Origin of the sequence: Mesorhizobium sp. WSM1497 (genome assembly GCF_001672455.2) — a bacterium.
Classification (GTDB): Bacteria; Pseudomonadota; Alphaproteobacteria; order Rhizobiales; family Rhizobiaceae; genus Mesorhizobium; species Mesorhizobium ciceri.
Genome location: NZ_CP021070.1, coordinates 2,786,152 through 2,806,525 on the forward strand (window position 1 = coordinate 2,786,152; position 20,374 = coordinate 2,806,525).

Genomic DNA, 20,374 nt, shown 5'->3' on the forward strand with positions numbered 1-20,374 from the left:
TTTGTCAGGCACCGCCCACTAGCCTTTTGTGGACGCCTTGCGCGTCTTCTTCAGCGGCGACTGGATGGCTGTCGCGGTCGTCGTTGCTGCTGCCGCACGAGCAGCACGTTTTGGTTTTTCCGATGCGGCAGGAGTGGGTGCAGCCGCTTTGCGCCCGAGCCCTATTGATTTCGCCAGGGCCGAACGGGTGGCCGCGTAATTCGGGGCCACCATCGGATAGTCGGAGGGCAGTTTCCATTTCTGCCGGTATTCGTCTGGGCTCAGATTGTAGTGGACTCCGATATGCCGTTTTAGCGATTTGAATGGTTTTCCGTCTTCTAGGCAGATAATGAAGTCCGCCGTCACTGACTTCTTAATCGATACTGCCGGTTCCTGCTTGACCACAGGTTCCGTCGCCGGCGTGCCGATCCCTCTCAGTGCGGCATGGATATCGCCGATCAGCTTCGGTAACTCGCTGACCGGCACTGGATTGTTCGACACATAGGCGGCGACAATGTCGGCCGCTATCGACACGGTATCCAATTGGTCGTCTTGCCCGGGAGCAGTGGTCATACAGTTTTCCTCTTATTGTATCGGATGGATTGACGAATTTGATTTCCCCGTCTGCCAACGAGCAAATAGTGCGTTTCTTTGTAAAATCCAAATCTCTTGCCCAACATTATAAGAGTAAGCTTCGCCTTCATCGTTCTATTCGACTGCGGAGACCCTTGTCGGGTCGTCAGGAAGCGAGGAACTTCCCCTCGCTTCCCCGCCAGTGCCGCCTGTGCAGAGCAGGGCCGCTGGCTAGCAAAGCGGCCGACTGCAGCAACAGTGGTCATCAACTTCCATTCCGCTCCGCTCGACCACGCAACCCGGCTCCGCGCGCCGGCATTGGCCCCCATCACTCCCGCGCGCTCACGCGCCCCCGGAAGGCATGCCGGGGGACATGCCTTCCGCATTGAAGCGAAAAGGAGTGAGCACAATGAACATGACCAACATCATCGACGGCGAGAGCAACCGCCAGCACCAGCGGGCTTCAAGTGGCTTTCGAGTGGACATCTCGCGTGGCGAGCGGATCGGGCGGGTTTCCTCGGAATGGTTTTCGCGCCCCGATGACGAGCGTTTTCTGAGTCTCACCCAGCTTTTTGATGCCGTGAAGCAGAGAGCGGACCGCGCTACAGCCCGCACTGTCGAGACCCGTGCGGTTCGCGTCGAAGCTACCCGCGACAATGCAGAGCGGCTTTCGCTTATCGTCCCCGGACAGGAGCAACCGATTGCGCCCACGCATTGGAGTTTTGGCCAGCTTTGCAGTCTTGCCAGCGCACCGGCCAACTACATGCGCCAGCTTCCCGCACCGCTCGCCGGTATCAATCTGCAGCACGGCCTTTTGAGCCATCGAGCGGAATTGATGAAGACCCTTGAGACGGAAGACGGACGCGTTGAACTTCGCGCGGTGACCGGCCCGGATTATGGCCGCATCTGGGATCACGAGCTCGTCGCAGCCGTCATGAAGATCGCGCGTAATGGAACCGGCGACACCATGTGGAAGGTGCCGGGCGTTCTTGATTGGGCGACCATGAGGCACAATCCGTTCGTGGACATCAGCAAGAATACCACCACGCTTTACGCCAGCGACCGCGACGTGTTCCTGTTTCTGGTGGATGACACGCATCCGATCGAAGCCGGGCGCCTTCCGAATGGAGACCCGGATTTGTATTTTCGCGGCTTCTTTTGCTGGAATTCGGAAGTCGGCAGCAAGACGCTGGGCATTGCGAGTTTCTATCTCCGCGCCGTTTGCATGAACCGCAATCTGTGGGGCGTGGAAGGCTTTGAAGAAATCAGCATCCGGCATTCGAAGTTTGCAGCACTTCGTTTTGCTCATGAGGCAGCGCCCGCGTTGACGAGCTTTGCGAACTCAAGTCCCGCGCCGTTCATCGCCGGCATCAAGGCCGCGCGCGAGAAGATCGTCGCCCGTAGCGACGAAGACCGCGAAACCTTCCTGCGCAAGCGCGGTTTCTCCAAAGGCGAAACGGGCAAGATTATCGAAGCGGTGTTCCAAGAAGAGGGCCGGCGGCCGGAAAGCATCTTCGATTTCGTACAAGGCATGACCGCGCGTGCCCGCACCAAGGTGCATCAGGATAGCCGACTGGAACTTGAAGGCAGGGCGAAGGCTCTGTTGGAACGGGCGGCATGAGCAAACGAAAGGCCGCGCAGCGAACGTCTCGCCGCGCGGCCTATCAGGTCCGCCGTATCAACCGGGTTGTCATATCATAAGAATATCTAGCGACCAGATCATCGGGGTCGGCGCGTGCGGCGGTTTTTTGAACACGGCGGCCGCTCGCCGGGCCCCGCCCGGCTCGCGATGCGACTGCTGCCATTTTGAGCCCAGCCACAAGAAATTCGTTTTGATTTCAGAGCTCTGAATTCGCCCTTGGGCAGACCGACTGCTAACGCTTTCTGACGGGCATACTCGGAACTGTTGTCACCTCATCTAGAACATCATGGGGATCGAATCCGATCGTTTCAGCCAGATCGAGGAATTCGATCACGTCCAAGCGCCGCCCTCCCGACTCGATAGCTGCGACTACTGATTGGTATCGATCGATTGCTTTTGCCAAGTCGGCTTGGCTCAAGCCTGCAGCTTTGCGCTTGTCCACGATCAATTGGATAAGTCGCAAATGTCTCGGCGACCGAAGTGTCTTTTGCATTCGCTGCCGGTCCCTTGACGAAGCCGGCAGATCAATTAAATGGAAATCCAGATAACCAGAAAATCTGGTTATCTGGTGAATGCAGCCACTTGTGCTTCCACGACTTTTGGTGTGCCGTGCTTAAACCACTCCTCGATCCCGATGTCGCCGACGTTGCGCCGGATGCCGAAATCCTGACCGGCTATGACGAGGAGCGGCTGCTCACCTACATTCGCCTCCTCGACGCGGCGGCTGAAGATGCGGACTGGCGCGAGGTGGCCAGGATCGTCCTGCACATAGACCCGGCTGAGGAACCAGAGCGGGCGTTCCGGTCATGGGAGACGCATCTTGCCCGCGCCCGCTGGATGACGACCAACGGCTATCGATATCTCCTGGCAGGCGGTGCGCCACACTGAGCGCCCCAGCCCATGGTTTGCTGAATCAGCACAGCGGTTTGCCGACTCTCCAACTACCCGATTTGCGTAACGGCCGGGATGCTCATTCCAAAGCCCGCAGCCTGATGCGGGTACCGGGAGAGGACTTGGCACATTGCGAGGCGATTGGACCGATGCGGCAGCCTACGCGCACATGCAAGGCTACATGCCTGAAGAGTTCGCTGCCGAGTATCTGATCCGGAACGACGACTTTGTCGCTGAGTGCCGCCAGCTGTCGTCACATCTCCCAGGTTTCGCAGAACCAGTTGGTCCGCCCGACTTCATCATCCGTTGGGGCGCGCGATTTCACAGCCACCGGTGACGGACTTCCGTTAGCCCGGAATATCGTCTGGACGGAACAGGCTTCGCCGCGTGTGTTGCGAGTCACGCAAATACGATCGTCAGTCAGCCCTTCGCATCAGCCTGCCCAACTTTCCAGACTTGGCGGCGCCGCCGTTTGGAAAGCCGACGAGCTTCATATTCTTTGGCCGGCATCGACCGGAACAAATAATCTCGTGGCTGACATCCGCGGCGGTGCGACCGAATTCAACGCGATCGTCCTGCCAATCGATGCGGCATTCGAGACACGGCTCGACGCAGCGCGCCAGTTCTGGCGCGAGCTCGACCGCCGACCATCTGGCCCGGTCTACGGCGCGCTGCCGAAGCAAACGAAGGCGAGGCACATTCTCAATCTGCGCGTACATGACGCCCGTCGCGCAGGGGCCACCTACCGCGAGATCGCGGAGGTGCTGTTGTCACGAGAGTCGATCGCGCCTCGAGACTGGCGCGATCATCATCTCCGGCACAAGGTTCGGGCGATCCTGCGAAGGGCAGATCGCCTCGTGGCCGGCGGCTACCGCGACCTTCTCTTCTATCCTCACAGCCGCAGCCGAAAATCCCATCGCTGAAGCCCTTTTCGCATGGGTAGCGAAAACACATCCCCCGATGTTTGCCCTCCCTCGCTTCTCCTCAATTCGACCATCGTCCGTTTCGCGCGTCCCGGCAGGCCAGGGCGACAGCAGAACCGAATGGAGATCGAGCGATGTCGAAGGGTCCCGCGGACGCGCCCCAAAAATACCTGCGAACGAAGGAAGCAGCGCCCATTGTCGGTCTCTGCGCTCGCACCTTGGAAAAGCACCGGACCTATGGCACAGGCCCAAAATACCGAAAGGTCGGCGGTCGCGTCCTCTATGACATCGACGATCTGCACGCCTGGATCGAGCTTGGTGCGCGCACTTCCACCAGCGATGCCAACGCGACATTTGTTCCGCCTGCCAAGCCGCATGCCGCCCGCGCGCCGGCCTATGCCGGCCGGCGCGATCGCGTCTCCTGATTCTGCGGTGCAAAGAAAATGCAGCTTCGCTCGACCGATCAGGGACACCTTGATCTGTTCCACGCGCGCGCCAGTGTGATCACGCCACGCGATGCCCAAGACCTGATGTCGTGGCCGTTCTTCTCGCTTGCCAAATCCCGCCGCGTGACACCGATCGACTTTCGCATGGGCGAGGTTTCGATCCGGGTCGAGGCGACGATCGAACATGGCATGGCGACGATCTGGGACGCCGACATCCTAATCTGGGCAGCCAGTCAGATTGTCGATGCACGTGACAAAGGCCTTCGTACGTCGCGTCTGATGGCGGCCACGCCGTACGAGATCCTTGCGTTCATCGAGCGGGGCGACTCCGCTCACTCCTACGACAGGCTGAAAGCCGCGCTTGACCGCCTGCAATCGACGACGGTTGCCACATCCATCCGCCAGTCTTCGGAACGGCGGCGGCATCGCTTCTCCTGGATCAACGAATGGAAGGAGCGGATGGACGCCAGCGGGCGCCCGCTCGGTATCGAGCTCATCCTGCCCGACTGGTTCTATGCGGGCGTTCTCGACGATGCCCTGATCCTCACCATTGACCGCCAGTATTTCGGGTTGACGGGCGGCCTGGAGCGCTGGCTCTATCGTCTCGTTCGCAAGCACGGTGGCCGCCAGACCCATGGCTGGAGTTTTGATCTCCGCCATCTCCATACGAAGTCCGGCAGCCTGTCACCCTTCAAGCGCTTTACCTTCGACCTGCGCGAGATCGTCCGTCGCCAGCCGCTGCCTGGCTACCGGCTGGCACTCTCCGTCGATCCCGACGGTCGGTCACGCCTGAACTTCCAACTCCACCCGGCCGATCCATTCGCGAGCGCCAGCGCAACGCCGCGCTCGCCACGTGGCCGCACCACCAAGGTTGTGAAATGACTGTGGACAGGCCCGTGCTATCAGGAACCGCAATTCCCGTGCCATCGGGAACCGGATTCCCGTGCTATCAGGAACCGGAATCGGGCTTAAGTCATTGCGGCGAATGCCGAACTCGCTCCTCTAACGTTTCTAACTGTGAATCCTTCGGATTGTTTCTAACGGAAAGCGCTCATCCACGACGCTGTAGACGGAGCCATGATCTTTCGGCCAGGCCGAGAATAATTGATGTCCGTTGTTCCTCGTGGAGCACGACTGTTTTCGTCGCCCCTCGTTTCGCCACGCTGACGGCTGACCTCCGGTTACGAGGGCCAGAATGAGCAATCTTACTCACGTGGAACTGGTGTGGCTGAAGAAGCGGATCGAGAACTACATCCGGTTCGGCAAGGTTGCTTCCAACAGTAACATCGACAGTAGCCGTCGTGTCGTATCCTTTACGCCAGGCAGCATCTTCGCCTTCGTTCGCTGGACCGCCAACGACTTCGGCACTGTCGCTTCCCGCATCGATATCCTACGCGTTGTTGCCACCGGCGAGCGCTGCTCGACTGTCGCCTATGTGCGGCCTGGCGCCGACATCCTGCTTACAGCAATCGGATGGCCGGACGTCGAAAAGGTGCTGAAGATCATCGACGCTATCGAAGCGATCGACATCGATCCTGCCGACGTTTCGCCAGACTACTGGCGGCATGCCCAAAGCCGGCTCGCCGCGCGCGAGACGCCCAGGCCCTACACTCGCCAGCGCCATGAGGCATGGCTCCTCCGTCGCCGAGTTAAGCCATGAGCATGCGCGCAACGATCATCGTCGCGATGTTCGGAGCCGCGGCCCTCGTCGCCGAGCCGGCATGGATCGACCATCGACCGAAGTTGATCTGGAACGCGTCAGTGAGCGTCCCGGTCGGGCTCTACCGCGTCGAGCCGGTCGACCGGATCGGCGTTTCCGATATCGCCGTCGTCATGCCGCCCGAATGGCTGGCGGACTTCCTGGCTGAACGCGGATATCTGCCGAACGGCGTGCCGCTGCTGAAGCACGTGTTGGCACTCGGAGGCGCGACTGTCTGTCGGCAAGGCTACGCCATCATCGTTCGCGGCGCGACCTTTGGACATGCGCGTGAGCGTGACAGTCGCGGCCGGCCACTGCCCGTCTGGCAGGGCTGCCACGTCGTCGCCAGTGACGAAGTCTTTCTCATGAACTGGCTCGTGGCTGACAGTTTCGACGGCAGGTATTTCGGCCCACTCCCGCTGGCTTCGATCATCGGTCGCGGAGTCCCGGTCTGGACCAACGACCGCATTTCGCCGGTACCGGATGATTCTGGGAAGCGGATCGCGACGAGCCGTGACGGGTCGGACCAACCTTCGTCAAGGCTCATGAAAGGAGCAACGCAATGGCCCAGATCGGCACCTTCACCTGCAACGATGATGGCTTCTTCGGCAACGTCTCTACGCTGACGCTCGACGCGAAACTCGCCATCCTCCCCGCCGAGAAATCGGACGCCGAAAACGCACCAGACCATCGCGTCTTCTGCGAAGGCATGGAGATCGGCGCGGCATGGGATCGCACCGGCGAGAAGGCCGGCAACTATCTCTCGGTCTCCATCGATGATCCGTCCTTCACGCAGCCGATCCGCGCCAATCTATTCCAGTCCGATGCCGAGCAAAGTGTCTGGACCTTACACTGGAGCCGGCAGTCGAAGCGCGACGAGCGAGGCTGATCGGATGCTCCGATTGCGCTGCAGCGGCCTTTCTGCGTCAAACCCTTTGATCAATTGGGCGCCGGTCAAACCCTTCGACCCGATCGCCTGTCAGGCGGCCACCGCGCGCAGCGAAGGTCAAGGGCGGCCGGACGCTTGCCCGTCGTGCAGGTCGTTCATGGCGCTGCAGTTTGCGGCAAGCGAGCACGGTGGCACGCTGCAGGCGCGTCGGGATGGTGGCGCATGTGCTTTTGTCTGCCGGTGGATTGCAGTACTGTCTGCAAGCGTCATGCTCGCTCTTCCAGCGTCTATTGTCTGTGCAGAGCCTTCCGCCAATCGTGAGCGGCTGGCGCACTCCAGCAGCACCATCTCGTCTGCTGATCCCTGGTCGGCGCATATCCGGGAGGCTGCCAGACGCTTTGCCATTCCCGAGCGGCTGCTTCGCGCTGTGATGCATGTCGAGAGCGTTGGTAACGTTCATGCGATATCGAGCAAGGGCGCGATGGGCTTGATGCAGATCATGCCGCCGACGTGGGAAGAACTGTGCACCAGGTACCACCTCGGTGATGATCCTTATCAGCCGCGCGACAACATTTTTGCGGGTGCAGCCTATCTCCGCGAGATGCTCGACCGCTTCGGCCGCAACGGTTTCCTCGCTGCTTACAATGCCGGTCCTGGGCGATACGAAGAGCATCTCGTTACCGGCCGGCCGCTGCCGCGCGAGACGATCGACTACGTCAGGAAACTGGCGCCTCTTATCAATAGTTCGGTTCCCATACCGATGAGCGCACGTCAAGGAGCGGGCAGGGCGAGCGCACTCGAAGGGGCGATTTTCGCGCGCGTCGGGAACACACGGAATAGCTCGGCTTCGCAAAACGATCGCGAGACCAATGTTCCCGTCGAGACTGTGTTCACGGCGATCCGCTCATCCAGCGTGCGATCACCAGAGGTTAAAGCGGTCACCGATCTTACCGCGCTCGTAACCCCACCGGACGGGGCGCGCAGTTTAGGCGTATCAGTTCCGAACCCTGCTATTCGTAGTCCGTTTGTGCAGACCTACGCCGCGACTCCACAACGATCTGAGCATTCCTGGTCAACCGCATCCCGACCTGTTCCGTCGCGGAAATTGCGGCAGGAGGGTTGGCGGTGAGAGAGGACGAAGAGGGATGGCAGGATAAAGGGCCGCGATGTGCGGCTCGGTCGGTTGGTTGTTTTTCTTGTGGTTTTTGTCTCGCTTTGCGATGTGCTCGCGTAGTTGGCGATGTGCACGCTCGCTGTTTTCGCAAGATTTACAATGGAAATCGCACCTCGCGGGCTCAGCGCCTATGAATCGTGACAATAGTTTTCGAGTGCGCCCTGGCCGTATCCGCTCCCGCGCCGGCCAGCGCGCTCGCCCGTTCATATTCCAGGCGCTCGCAGCGGCACAGCGTGCGGGCGGTCATATCTCGCGAAAAGGCCGCATCACATCCCCAAGCGCCTCGACGTTCGGTCGCGGCAGATCGGCAAGCATCCGCGCAAATCGCCTCATCACCGGCCGCTCTCGCGGTGCCGTCGTAAAGGCGCGCGTCGTTCGTCAGTTCAATGGATCGACGCCGCTCGCCGCCCATCTCAAGTATCTCCGCCGCGAGGGGGTAACCCGTGACGGCGAGAAGGCGAAGATGTTTGGACCGGACACCGACGAGGCCGATCACGGCGTCTTTGCCGAGCGCTGCAAGGAGGACCGGCATCATTTCCGCTTCATCGTCTCACCGGACGATGCTCACGAGTTGGGCGACCTCAAAGGCTTCGCCCGAGACCTGATGGTCGATATGCGGCGCGATCTCGGCACCAAACTCGATTGGGTGGGCGTTGACCATTGGAACACCGAACATCCGCACGTCCATATTCTCGTTCGCGGTGTCGCCGATGACGGCGAGAACCTCGTCATTTCACGAGACTACATCAGCCAGGGCATGCGCGACCGGGCGAGCGACATCCTCACCCAGACACTTGGGCTACGCACCGATCACGACATTCGCCAAACAATCGAGAGGCAGATTGACAGCGAACGTTGGACACAGCTCGACCGCCAGCTTGTTCGTGATGCCGATCGCCATGGCACTATCGATCTCGCGCCACATCCTGATGGCCAGCCGGACGAGTTTCTGACGCAGAAGGTCGGACGGCTCCGCAAGTTGGAAAGCCTCAGCCTCGCAAACGAGATCCGTCCTGGCCAGTGGACCATGGCCGAGGAGGCTGAGACGACCTTGCGTGCGCTCGCCGAGCGCGGCGACATCATCAAACGCATGCATCGCAGCCTAACTGGTCATGGCATCGACAGAAGCGCGGCCGATTTTGTCTTTGCAGCTGAGCAGATGGACAAACCTATCATCGGTCGGCTGTTGGAGCGCGGCCTGGACGATGAGTTACGGGGCTCGGCTTATGCCATCGTGGATGGCATAGACGGTCGTGTCCATCACATCCGGTTTCAAGATATCGACGCCACGGGCGATTCCTTGCCCGGTTCGACCGTCGAGTTGCGCCGCTACGAGAATGCGAAGGGACGTGCCCGCGTCGCACTCGCCGTCCGCTCGGATCTTTCCATCGAGGATCAGGTCCAAGCTGCCGGCGCGACTTGGCTCGACCGTCAGCTCGTCGCGCGTGAACCCGTCGAAGTCGGGGAGGGTGGTTTCGGCAGGGAAGTGAAGCAGGCGCTACAGGACCGCACCGATCGTCTTGTCGAGCAGGGCTTCGCACGACGCGAGGGACAGCAAATCATCCTCGCGCGCAACCTTGTCGACACTCTACGCAGCCGGGAGGTCGAGGCCCTCGGCACGCAACTCGCCGCTGAGACTGGCCTTGTGTTCACGAAGGCCGAAGCTGGAAGTCATGTGGCTGGCATCTATCGGCAACGGTTCTCCCTCGCGTCCGGCCGCTTCGCGATGATCGATGACGGGCTCGGCTTTCGGCTCGTGCCTTGGTCGCCGTCGCTCGATAGGGAGCTCAGCAGGCATGTTTCTGGAGTGGTGCGGGGCACCAAGGGTATTGAGTGGAGCGTCGGGCGAAAACGATCACTCGGAGTTTGATCGTAAGCTTGGAAAAATCACTTGGTCTGATTTCGCCAAAGCGGTTACCTGCCACCAGTTCTCGATTGACGGCAGGGGGGCCGTAAGCTGACGGCCCGCTTTCGGAAATCAGAGTTGATAGGCGGCCACTCCGCTTCTGACACGTCGCGGACTTTCCGATAATCCGCTTGTGGAGCTAGCCGATGTCGCCAAAATCGACAGAAATCCGGGGTCGATCGACTGAGCGTTCCATCGCCCGATACTTGAAAGAGCAAGGATTTTCCATCACCTACATGGCTCATGGGAACCTGCATCTACTGCGCTGAGGCCAAGCCATTCATGCTCCACGCTTCCTGACGCTGCTGCGACAGAACGCGACGTCTTCGCCATATCCGACGATGCCGCGCCCGCCGAAATCCTCCTCGCCAACGATGTGCACATAGGGTTCGAAATGGGGATCGACATGCACGACCGAGTCATGACGAAGATCGGAATCAATCTGGCCGCCAAGCTGTTTGGAGCCGACTTCGTGCGGCGGCCGGAGTTTGCGGCGACAAGGAAATTATGCGCACTGGCAGGGGACACATTCTCAAAATCAACGCCGAGAAACATCCGTCCAACCGGCTGCTGCCGGCCGGAGGACTACCCGACATCCACATCTTCTGCATCGCGCCAGCGAAGTCTCGCGATGACGGCACCAGGCTCCTCTCCGTGATGGCAAGCCTCTACCAAGGTCCCTTCGAGACCTTCGCGTTGGGCGAACTGCCAAAGGACACGCCCGGACTGCACGAACCGATCGTCATCCTCGTCGCCACAACGAGAATCGCATCGAGAGGTATTCGATGAACGAACTGCAGAAAATGGCCGAGGCAGACGGACTTGGCCCCGTTGACTGAACCACCGCCGGGGCAGCAATGGAATTGGGCCAAAAGCCACTAGTCCGCTATTGAGTCAGAACCATTACTAAGCTGCCGCCCTTAGGATGATCATCCAGACGTCAACCGTCTCTGCTCGCATGCCAGAGCCGAAAGGTGAGATAGGTGCCCGGTGGAGGAGCCTCCAATCGCCGCTGGATGCCGCCAATCATCAGTACGCCGATGGCGACCGAGCTTGGCAAACCCGCGCCTTAATTGGCAGCGTTGCCGAGCAATGGTCCCGCGCAAGCAATCTCAAAAGGGCTGTCAGTGTTTTTATTGCGGCGGCCTTGCAGTTCATGATCCCTTCTCTACGCTACGTCGGATCTTCGCTCGCATGAGCGGCTTGCAGCACCGCAACAAATGTCCTTGTTATCATGAAACGTCACACCGTCGTCGTTGAGGGCACGTTAGCCTTTCGCATGCAGCTTGTCGCCGCCGCGCGAACGGGTGACCACGGTCTCGATGTCGCCACGGTTCCACTGCTCGCGGCGCGCCTTGCGGGTGGTTTCAGCCGACCAGCGGATCACGCAACCCTTGTGCCAATCGTTGCTCGAGCACTTGCAGAGATTACTTTTGAAGAGCTCGAAAAGGTCAAGGCAAGGCCTGGTATGGCGCGCGCTGTTCTCTCAAGCCTGGAGCGTGTGTGGGCCGCTGACCTTCGTCTCGACGATCCGCTCAATGCGAGTGCCCGGCTGAGCGACCTTGGTCACATCGAAGCCTTTCTGCGCGTGCATCTTCCAATCGGCGCGCTGTTGCCCGGGGATCTGAGCGATCGGGCGCTTGCGCGTATCGCTCATGCCCCCGCTGTCGTCGGCCCTCTTCATCTTCATCGGCTTGTTTCCGTCGACCCGCTCTGGCGGCCGCTCATCAAAGCCCTTGCCTCGGTCGTTGAAATCACGTGGGACGCGCCAGGCACGCGCGACCGGAGTTGGTTCCCTGGTACGATTCTGGCGAGGACCCTGCAACGCCCTGAACATTTGATCTGTGAGGTTTGCGCCGACCCACGCACGGAGGTAGTTGAAGCGCTTCGCTGGGCGCGCGCGTTGTTGAGCGACGGTGTGACACAGGCCTGCGACATCGCAATCGCCAGTGCTGACTTGACGGTGTGGGATGATCACATGCTGGTCCTGGCGGCGGACGCTGATCTCCCGATCCATTTCGCCAGCGGCGTTTCGGCCCTTAGCACGCGCGCCGGCCAGACCTGTGCGGCGCTCGCCGATGTGATGATCAGCGGACTTTCGCAGGATCGCATTCGCCGTCTGTCCCTGCTCTCTCCTTACCTGTCGGAGGCACTTCCAGCTGATTGGATGAAAGGAATCCCTACCGAGGCGGGCCTCTTTGAGCCGGAACATTGGGCGCGTAGTCTGGAAAAACTCTCCCGTACCGATGGTCCCCCGATCGCAACGATCGTGATGCCGGTGCTTTATGACCTCGTGGACGGCGCAAAAGCTGCGGTCAAACTTGGAAAGTTGCTCCTGCGCGGCAGCAGCCTTGGGCTCTGGCAGGAGGCCCTTCGTTTGGCACCGGCGGCAGCAATGGAGATGACACTGACGTCGTTGCGCGTCGCGGATGAGAGTGACCCTGCCAACAATGTGGTTTGGGCACGGGCGGGGGACCTGGTTGGTGCGCCACGCAAGCATATGCGTCTGCTTGGCCTTTCGAGTCGAAGCTGGCCACGTGGCGAAAATGCGGACCCGCTCCTGCCCGAGCATGTGCTTAACGAGCGCGCGTTGGTGGACTTGCCCAGGCTTGAGCGCGATCGGCTGGCCTTCGAGATCCTGACCAGCCACCCCGATTCGAAGGTTACGCTGTCGCGCAGCAGGCGATCGGCCGAAGGCGCTTTCCTCGCCAAGAGCGGATTGCTGCAGCATCGGGTTGCCGAGCGTTTCTTTTCCCGGACCAGAACGCCGGAGCATGCATTCAGCGAGGGTGATCGTCTGCTGGCTCGTTCCAAGGATGCGCTCGCTTTGCCGCGCATACAGAGCGTCATTTCCTGCTGGGCCAACTGGACGCGCAGACTTGAGATAACCCCACATGACGGCGGGTTCCGGGAGGACCATCCAGCTGTTCTGCGCGCTCTGAGCTCGCCGCAATCCGCCACCTCGCTCCGGCGGCTGTTGCGGGATCCCTTGGGCTATGTGTGGCTAAGAGTGTTGGGGATGACCTCACCTGAACTCGCGGTCCAGCCTCTACAGCTCGATGCAATGACCTTCGGTGAACTGGTGCATGAATTGCTGCGTCTCGCGGTCGAGCGCATGCCTAACCTTGTCAGCGCAACATCAGTAGAAATCGATAGCGCGCTTGAGGCAGCTGCCAACAGCATCGCGGAGCACTGGCCGCTGACGCGGGCAGTGCCGCCGCGGTTGCTCTGGCTCGACACGATCGAAGAGGCACGGCGACGGGCCCGCCGCGGATTGACGGTCGATGACCGCTTCGGTCCTGGTACCCTCAGCTTCAGCGAGGTGCCGTTCGGCACGCCCGAATCGCAGGCAAAGCGTTCCGATCCCTGGCGCGAAGACCAACCGGTCCTGATCGGCCGTTTCAGAATCCCCTTGAAGGGCCGCATCGACCGCGTGGACGTGAAGCCCGACCGCCGTGGCGTGCGAATGTCCGACTACAAGACCGGCAAGTCGCCGCGCAATCTGCGCGATGTCATCCTAGGCGGTGGAGCTGAAGTTCAGCGAGCACTCTACGCCGCCGCCATCAAGCAACTCATCCCCGAGGCAAGTACGATCATCTCCCGCCTCGTCTACCTCGACACCAAGGAACCTCCGGCGCGTCTTGAAGGGGACGTGCTGGAGCGAGCGGAAGAGACGCTGCTAGGCTACATCGATATCGCGGTCGACGGGCTCAGAGCTGGGATCGCCCATCCGGGACCAGATGCGTTCGCTGGTTACAACCAACTCAGGATCGCGCTGCCGGCAACGCTCGACCGCTATCAGCGGCGCAAGGACGAAGGTTTCAATGCCGCGCAGCACAAGCTCGCGCCCCTTTGGAGGGAGCCGTGATGCTGAGCGATGCCCTTGAGCGCAGTCGCGTTCTCACCGAACTCGACAGAACATTGCTGGTCGAAGCGGCCGCGGGCACGGGCAAGACGTCACTGATTGCCGGCCGCGTCGTCATGCTGATGTTGCACGGTGCCCCGCCCCGCAACATAGCCGCGATTACGTTTACGGAACTGGCTGCGAGCGAGCTGTCGCTGCGCATTCGCGAATACGCAACTCAGCTGCTGGCAGGAGAAATCCCGAAGGTCCTGCGCGGCGCTATAACCCTTGAGCTGCTCAACGAAAGGAAGGCTGCCCTCAAGTCGGCAATCGATGCCTTCGACGAGATAACCGCATGCACGATTCACGCGTTCTGTCAGCAGATTATCATGGCCTATGCCGTCGAAACGGGGCTCGATCCCGGATCGCGAATGATGGATGGGCCGGCGGCCGATGCGATGTTCGAGAGCGTCATCTCCAAATGGCTGTTCGAGCTTCTTTCCCTTCAAGCAAGGGCGGGCGAGGATCCGGTCGCGGTCCTCTCCAAGTTCGAGCCCCTGAAGGTCGTCAAGGATAGCTTCGACCTAGCCAAGCTCAAGCTTGAGCACCCCGGGGCCGGCACGGTTTCGGTCGACTTCTCGCTGCGCAAGGATATCGAATTTGTGGAGAGCGTCCGTGCGTACCGGCGCTGGCAAACGGACTATCCCGAGGAACGCAGCACCGGGTCGCTGATCGAGGAGTTCGAAACTCTCGCCGCATTCTACGAAAACTGCTTCGAGGCACAGCCGACCTTTGCTCGGCTATGGGAGCTTGCCGACCCACCGCGCACTGCCTCGATGAAATGGAACGAGCTCGCTTTCAAGAAGCAGCGCAATCTTGGCCTTTGGAAATCGGCGTATGGCAAGGACAAAGGACCAGAGCTCGATCAGCAGGCCGAGGCGCATTCCCATAACTGTGAGACGCAATTCGCAGAGCTCCTCGGCCAGATCGGTGATGCCATGGTCGATCGGATGTCACGTGCCCTCGACCCCGTCACCGACCTCTATGTTGAGCGCAAGGGCGACGCTGCTGTCCTTGATTTCGACGATCTTCTGCTGCGCGCCCATGCCCTTGTGACCAAGAACGATGTCGTGCGCGAGGCTGTCGGTCGACGCTTTGCGCATATCCTGGTCGATGAATTTCAGGACACCGATCCCATCCAGGCCAGCATCCTGTTTTGTATCGCCGCGCGCACCATGCCCGACCGCTGGCAGGATGCCGATCTTCGCGACGGGGCGCTGTTCGTGGTCGGCGATCCAAAGCAATCTATCTATGCCTTCCGTGGTGCCGACATCGACAGCTACAATCAGGCGAAGCGTACGATTGCACGCCTGGGGGGCGACCGCGTTGTCCACATCGGCGCCAACTTTCGCTGCCAGCCAGGCATCATTGACTACGTGAACGCCGTGTTCCAACCGGTTCTTGATGCCAGCGGGCAGCCAAACTATGGCGCGCTCACCGCCACACGCGAGGGTGCCTTCCATGGGCTGCCTTCCGCGTCCCATGTCACCATTGGCGACGGTCGAACGGCTAGCATGGCCGAGCAGCGCGACGTCGAGGCGGCTGACATTGCGCGGGTATGTTACAAACTGGTTGGCGCAATCGAAATCGAAGACGAGCACGATGGCAAGCGCCGCCTCCTTCGGGCGGGTGACATCGCCCTGCTTGCTCCAACCGGCACTGACCTATGGCGCTACGAACGGGCGCTCGAGACACTCGGGCTTGCCGTTGCGTCGCAGGCCGGCAAGACTCTGATACTCCAGCAGGAGACTCAGGACGTACTAGCGCTGCTGCGTACGCTGGCGGATTCGCGCGACCGGCTTGCCTTCGGTGCCTTCATGCGCGGACCCATGGTCGGCCTAACCGATGAAGAGCTGCTCGACATCGCCGAAGAGGTCCATCAGGCAGGACCAGACGCTTCACCGACGGGCCTTTTTGACATCACAACACCACCGGCTCTGGTGTCCCATCGCATCGCCGCCTCCATCCTCGGGATCCTGCAAAAGCTTCGCGCGCGGGTGAACGTCACGACGCCGCGCATTCTGTTGGCTGAGGCCATCGAGCAGCTTCAACTGCGCGTCGTACTGTCTTCGCGCAGCGGCAACAACCGGGCCGCGCGCTCACTTGCCAATCTTGACCGGATCGTCGAACTGGCGCGGCCATTTGATGTCCGGGGGCTTCGGTCTTTCGTCCGCCATCTCCAGTTCGATTGGGATCGTCGCGCCTCCCGGCAGGAGGGCCGGATCGATGCGACGAAGGACGCGGTGGAAATCGTGACCATTCACAGCGCCAAAGGGCTTGAGTGGCCTGTGGTGATCCCCATCAACATGGGCACGCTTCCAAGACCCTCAGAACGTTTCGTGCATCGTCAATCCGACAACACGCTGCACTGGATCATCGGCGGCGTGTGTTCCTCTGCGCTCAAGCGTGCACGCGAGGAGCAAGCACAGCGTCAGGGCCTGGAAAATCAACGCATGTGGTATGTTGCGTCCACGCGCGCGCGCGACCTGCTGGTCGTTCCCAACCTTTCGTCAGCGAAGCCAGGTGCGTGGTCGAAACTGCTCAATCTCAGATTCGACCTGCTTGAGGAATTGCGGTTCAACCAGCTCGAGCCACCCACGACCGTCGATCTCGACACAGCCGCGCTACCTCAGGACGCAGATACGTTCGTGCGGCAAGCCGCCATTGTTCAGGCAGCCTCACCGACTTTGCGCTGGGTCAATCCCAGCGCCCACGATGCGGATCGAGCCGAAATCCTGGCACCGGCCACGGCGGCCGGACCGAGCGGCGCGTTCGAATACGTAGAGCCCATTGGCGCCGGCAGGACACGCGGGCTGGTTCTTCATAAGCTTATGGAGGAACTTCTGACGGGCGAACTCTCACCCCAGGATGACGTTGCCGCGCGCGCTGGACGTCTTCTCAACGAGCTTCTTGCCATCGACCCCGCGGAGGGACCGCTCCCGGCTCCAGGCGAACTCGCGGCGACCGCACTGCAGACCTACCGGCTGCCGTATGTGCAAGGTCTCTTGCCTGTGCTTGTGCCGGAACTGTCTATCTGGGGCGAGATGGAGGCCGGCACTCTTCTCGCCGGCCGCGTCGATGCAATCGCTGTAGAGGATGGCAAAGTCGCGGAAGTCCTGGACTGGAAGAGCGATCGCGACACAACCCGGCATCGCACTGCGTATGTCCACCAGTTGCAGCGCTACCTACGAGCAACCTCGGCGCCACGCGGCGCGATTGTATATATGACCACCGGTGAAATCGTGCCTGTCCTGCCCCCGCATTGAACCTGAACACCCTCGCACGACCGCCTCCGTCAACCCGAAAGCAGGAGGTGAACCAACGGCATGATCCTTGGCGTCATTTCCGGTCACGCAAAACAGCTAGGTCCCACCAGAGCATGTAGCAGAGGAACCAGCCAAGGCCCGGCTACTTCGCCCGTCTGTTTGGCGGGTAAGTGGAGAGCCGCCGACATATGCCCCACACTTCGAAGTGAACATGGAGCCCCGCCAGCTAGCTTGGGTGTCCGCGATCGGAATGCGGTTGGCGCCCGCTCAGCGATTGACATGCGGCGCACAGTGGTCGCGTCAGCTCTGATCCAGATGACACTGGGTTGCTTGGTGCCGACACCCGGGCGACAGTCTTTCGATCCCAAGAACGCGACATCCAGTATAGAAGCAGGCGCGGTTTCGACGCTGGAGTGCGGCCGCTTTGACCGATCGCGAGGCAGCGGCGCCCCCTTGTGCGCGTCCGAATCGAGCGTCACATTGTTCCAGCGGGATTTGGGGCAAGCATGGCCGGCTGGGTGCGATATTCGATGTGGGATCGCTGGCGCGATCTAACGCGGTTCCGGCTAGCCTGCGAGATGGCGCTCGATTCTTACAAGACCTATGTGAACGGCTTTCCGGTATCGTCTCCATCGCCGCTTATCGTGCATGATCCCTCCGGTGATTCCGGCTTCAAATGCGTTCTTGACGATTTCAAGCAGGTGCTCAACGACGGGGAGGTGCTGTACCGGACACTCTATCCCACGTATGTCGCGCTGACGGAGGACCTCGCGCGCGAACTCGTAGAACGGCTCGTGATCGACAAGGGGATCGCTCGTACCAGCTTCGCAGGCATGAAGGCTGGCAACGTCACCGAGGCGGCCGAGCGCTATATAAGCGACGTAGCAACGGAAGTCTGGGGCGATGCCATCTTGAAAGCAGGCGGTCGCGACTGGTCGGGGATTAAAGGCGGCAAGCGCGCGGTCGTCGAAGCAGTGACGGTACGTAATCTCTGCGCCCACGGTATCCCGGTGTTCAACCGCAAGGCGATCAACCGAATAGCGGGGGCGGCAGGGCGCAATATCGCGCTCAAGGAAGCCGATCCGATCAAGCTCGATAAGAAGCGCTTCACCAATTACACGGCAACACTGCGGGCGTTTGCGCGCGCGCTCGCGGATGGCGTGACGAGCCTTCCAGACGTCAAGAAGGGGTCATAGCGCCGCTCTCGCGAATGAAGCGCACTCAGTTTCAGGTCGGTCGACGGCCTATTGGGCTGCCATGTGCGTCGCCGGCGGTGGCCATTGTCCTTGAAGTCCTAGTGATTGAACTCGCCGAACTGGCCCGGCAGAAGCTAAGCGACGAAAGTCATGTCGGCGACCACGGCGGCTTATCGCATTTCGGTATTGTCACGTAAAAGCCCGCCGGAGGCAAAAGGTGCTCAAAGCCACTGCTCGCGTGTCGAGAACCGCTTCGGGCCATAAGCTGCCTTTAGCGAGCGGCTGCTTCGCGCCAAAAGCCGACGATGAACCTGGCAATCACCATCTTGAGTACTGAATCGGAGTTAAGCAGGGACCCGGCGGCGATGGCGCCTGGTTACACCGGCTGCTGCTCACTCAACGCTTCCCGCACTTCGCTCCGTCCGAGTAATTTGCTAAAGCGCCGGTAGTCGCCATAGCGATACTGCCAGCGGCCGGCTGCAATGGCGGGATGTACGCCTGCCCTGTTGGCTACCAGCTGCAGATCGTCCGCAGTGCTATGCTCCGAGATATGCTTGTTCCAGTACTTTTCCGGAATTAGAGCGTTGCTAGCAAAGGCGTCAGCCTGCGCTTCGATCCCATCGACAGCGCTGACTTCAAGGTCGTCCAGAATGACTTTTCGATCTTCACTCAAATGGCAGCAGACATGGGCGAACTCGTGCAGCAGGGTGAACCAGAAATTGTCGATCCTATCGTGGCGTAGGGTAACTGCAATGACAGGCGTTCCGTCGCGGCGACACATGGCAGCCCCGTCAAGATAGGTTCCAGGTAGATGTTCGAGAACGACGAAGGCAACCCCCAGACCCGCTAGCTTGCTTCTCACTAGCGACGGCCAGTTGTGCTCGGCGCTCACCTTAGCCAACTGGCGGGCAGCTGCAGCGTTGAGTGTCTTGCGGGGCTTCACCGACACCTTGTCTGCCATCACCAGTACAGCGGCACACCACGCTTCGACCGCACCAAAATCGGTTTTGGCGTTTGTGCGCTCGGTACGTGTCTTCCGAAGCATAGCAACAGTCGGCCCGAGATTACCGGCGCGCGAAAGAAAGGCCGAGAGTTCCTCCCTCGCCTTCATCACCCCGAGTTTCCGAAGCTTTTCGACCGCCGCAACCGAGGTAGCGGAAGGTCGAGACTTCGGCTCATGGCGTGTCGGCCCGATCAGTGACTCCACTGGAATCGACAGATGCTGGCTCAATGCCCGTATCTGGTCGACGGTCAGTTGCCTCTGGCCGTTCAGGACCTCGGAGACACGCGATTTTGTCCCCAGATAGGCAACGAGGTCGCGTGGCTTAAGCCCCGTCTGCCCCATGCGGAAGCGAATGGCATCGGCCGGTGTGACGGCCACGATAGCATTATGTGTCCTCTCCCAGTTTTCGACGAGCACCTGGAGCACATCGAGCTCGTCGATGGAATTCTGGTCGTCGCGCACTATGAGTACGCGCGCGCGCGCCATAGCCTTGTCGTAGTCGCCCTTCGTCCTGATCGGTCGTATCGTCATGACTCTCGTCTCCCTGTTGTGCCGGTCTTGCGCCCAGCCGTCGCCCCCGCAAAGGCAACCAGAACCATACCGGTGTCGTATTTGATGATGAGCTCGACACAGTGAGCCTCCCCTATGGGAATGCGCACCCCTTCCGTGCCGCAGCTCGCGAAAGGAAACCGGGCTACGAACTCCGCTTCGGTTCGCCACTGCATGACAGCAAGCTCCGAAAGCAGCGCCGAAACGGCGCCGGCCATGCCGTCGATCCCGCATCTGGCGAGGCCCTCCAGCTTCGCGATACCCATCAGCCGCATTTGACGATCCAAACGGTTCCCAAATATGGAACGATCACTTGCGCCGAGCCTTCAGCTAT

Annotated in this window: 19 protein-coding genes; 14 read left to right on the forward strand and 5 right to left on the reverse strand. The window is 60.6% G+C overall.

Features of this window, described 5'->3' with window-relative positions:
• Positions 1-18 precede the first annotated feature (18 nt).
• Entirely contained in the window at positions 19-552 is a 534-nt protein-coding gene (locus tag A9K65_RS13480) for a MucR family transcriptional regulator (protein ID WP_064994696.1), read from the reverse strand.
• Between the two features lie 415 nt (positions 553-967).
• Between A9K65_RS13480 and A9K65_RS13485 the strand changes: the two genes are divergently transcribed.
• Positions 968-2,173, forward strand: a complete 1,206-nt coding sequence (locus A9K65_RS13485; RefSeq protein WP_064994796.1) for a DUF932 domain-containing protein — start codon at positions 968-970, stop codon at positions 2,171-2,173.
• Positions 2,174-2,426: 253 nt separating this feature from the next.
• Here the strand turns inward: A9K65_RS13485 and A9K65_RS13490 are convergent, their stop codons facing one another.
• Positions 2,427-2,687 carry a helix-turn-helix transcriptional regulator gene (locus A9K65_RS13490; RefSeq protein ID WP_064994697.1) on the reverse strand — a complete coding sequence of 87 codons (261 nt, stop codon included), beginning with the start codon at positions 2,685-2,687 and terminating at the stop codon, positions 2,427-2,429.
• A 116-nt stretch (positions 2,688-2,803) separates the two neighbouring features.
• Here A9K65_RS13490 and A9K65_RS13495 point away from each other — a divergent pair, with 116 nt between their 5' ends.
• The 9 genes from A9K65_RS13495 to A9K65_RS13535 all read left to right on the forward strand — a co-directional run bounded on the left by A9K65_RS13495 (position 2,804) and on the right by A9K65_RS13535 (position 10,086).
• Positions 2,804-3,082: a DUF2285 domain-containing protein gene (locus A9K65_RS13495; protein WP_023723745.1), complete on the forward strand. Its 279-nt coding sequence runs from the start codon at positions 2,804-2,806 to the stop codon at positions 3,080-3,082.
• A gap of 230 nt (positions 3,083-3,312) precedes the next feature.
• The gene (locus A9K65_RS13500) at positions 3,313-4,008 is read left to right on the forward strand and encodes a DUF2285 domain-containing protein (protein WP_084016032.1); all 696 of its coding nucleotides are present in this window, start codon (positions 3,313-3,315) and stop codon (positions 4,006-4,008) included.
• Positions 4,009-4,142: 134 nt separating this feature from the next.
• Complete coding sequence (locus A9K65_RS13505) at positions 4,143-4,433, forward strand: helix-turn-helix domain-containing protein (RefSeq protein WP_064994699.1); 291 nt, start codon at positions 4,143-4,145, stop codon at positions 4,431-4,433.
• 18 nt (positions 4,434-4,451) lie between these two features.
• Complete coding sequence (locus A9K65_RS13510) at positions 4,452-5,336, forward strand: replication initiator protein A (RefSeq protein WP_064994700.1); 885 nt, start codon at positions 4,452-4,454, stop codon at positions 5,334-5,336.
• A gap of 313 nt (positions 5,337-5,649) precedes the next feature.
• Positions 5,650-6,114: a DUF2840 domain-containing protein gene (locus A9K65_RS13515; RefSeq protein ID WP_064994701.1), complete on the forward strand. Its 465-nt coding sequence runs from the start codon at positions 5,650-5,652 to the stop codon at positions 6,112-6,114.
• Positions 6,111-6,779, forward strand: a complete 669-nt coding sequence (locus A9K65_RS13520; RefSeq protein ID WP_064994702.1) for a S26 family signal peptidase — start codon at positions 6,111-6,113, stop codon at positions 6,777-6,779. The genes A9K65_RS13515 and A9K65_RS13520 overlap by 4 nt, the downstream gene beginning before the upstream one ends.
• A complete protein-coding gene (locus A9K65_RS13525; RefSeq protein WP_064994703.1) occupies positions 6,716-7,042 on the forward strand; it encodes a DUF736 domain-containing protein in 327 nt (108 codons plus the stop codon). The genes A9K65_RS13520 and A9K65_RS13525 overlap by 64 nt, the downstream gene beginning before the upstream one ends.
• A gap of 157 nt (positions 7,043-7,199) precedes the next feature.
• Entirely contained in the window at positions 7,200-8,171 is a 972-nt protein-coding gene (locus A9K65_RS13530; protein WP_084016067.1) for a lytic transglycosylase domain-containing protein, read from the forward strand.
• Positions 8,172-8,346: 175 nt separating this feature from the next.
• Positions 8,347-10,086: a VirD2 family relaxase/mobilization nuclease gene (locus A9K65_RS13535; RefSeq protein ID WP_064994705.1), complete on the forward strand. Its 1,740-nt coding sequence runs from the start codon at positions 8,347-8,349 to the stop codon at positions 10,084-10,086.
• Positions 10,087-10,402: 316 nt separating this feature from the next.
• Here A9K65_RS13535 and A9K65_RS36480 read toward each other — a convergent pair whose 3' ends face one another.
• The gene (locus tag A9K65_RS36480; RefSeq protein ID WP_280953816.1) at positions 10,403-10,534 is read right to left on the reverse strand and encodes a hypothetical protein; all 132 of its coding nucleotides are present in this window, start codon (positions 10,532-10,534) and stop codon (positions 10,403-10,405) included.
• A 95-nt stretch (positions 10,535-10,629) separates the two neighbouring features.
• On the opposite strand from A9K65_RS36480, the gene A9K65_RS13540 reads away from it, so the two are divergent.
• The 4 genes from A9K65_RS13540 (at position 10,630) to A9K65_RS13560 (ending at position 18,488) form a co-directional block, all read left to right on the forward strand.
• Positions 10,630-10,911, forward strand: coding sequence for a hypothetical protein (locus A9K65_RS13540; protein WP_064994706.1), 282 nt, complete (start codon positions 10,630-10,632; stop codon positions 10,909-10,911).
• Between the two features lie 445 nt (positions 10,912-11,356).
• Positions 11,357-13,990 carry a PD-(D/E)XK nuclease family protein gene (locus A9K65_RS13550; RefSeq protein WP_064994708.1) on the forward strand — a complete coding sequence of 878 codons (2,634 nt, stop codon included), beginning with the start codon at positions 11,357-11,359 and terminating at the stop codon, positions 13,988-13,990.
• Positions 13,990-17,292 carry a UvrD-helicase domain-containing protein gene (locus tag A9K65_RS13555; protein ID WP_064994709.1) on the forward strand — a complete coding sequence of 1,101 codons (3,303 nt, stop codon included), beginning with the start codon at positions 13,990-13,992 and terminating at the stop codon, positions 17,290-17,292. Before A9K65_RS13550 ends, A9K65_RS13555 begins: the two co-directional genes overlap by 1 nt.
• A 506-nt stretch (positions 17,293-17,798) precedes the next feature.
• Positions 17,799-18,488: a hypothetical protein gene (locus tag A9K65_RS13560; protein ID WP_023723757.1), complete on the forward strand. Its 690-nt coding sequence runs from the start codon at positions 17,799-17,801 to the stop codon at positions 18,486-18,488.
• Between the two features lie 376 nt (positions 18,489-18,864).
• Here the strand turns inward: A9K65_RS13560 and A9K65_RS13565 are convergent, their stop codons facing one another.
• Together A9K65_RS13565 and A9K65_RS35155 are read right to left on the reverse strand one after the other, a co-directional pair.
• The gene (locus A9K65_RS13565) at positions 18,865-20,022 is read right to left on the reverse strand and encodes an ImmA/IrrE family metallo-endopeptidase (RefSeq protein ID WP_064994710.1); all 1,158 of its coding nucleotides are present in this window, start codon (positions 20,020-20,022) and stop codon (positions 18,865-18,867) included.
• Positions 20,019-20,315, reverse strand: coding sequence for a hypothetical protein (locus A9K65_RS35155; protein ID WP_064994711.1), 297 nt, complete (start codon positions 20,313-20,315; stop codon positions 20,019-20,021). Before A9K65_RS35155 ends, A9K65_RS13565 begins: the two co-directional genes overlap by 4 nt.
• Positions 20,316-20,374 lie beyond the last annotated feature (59 nt).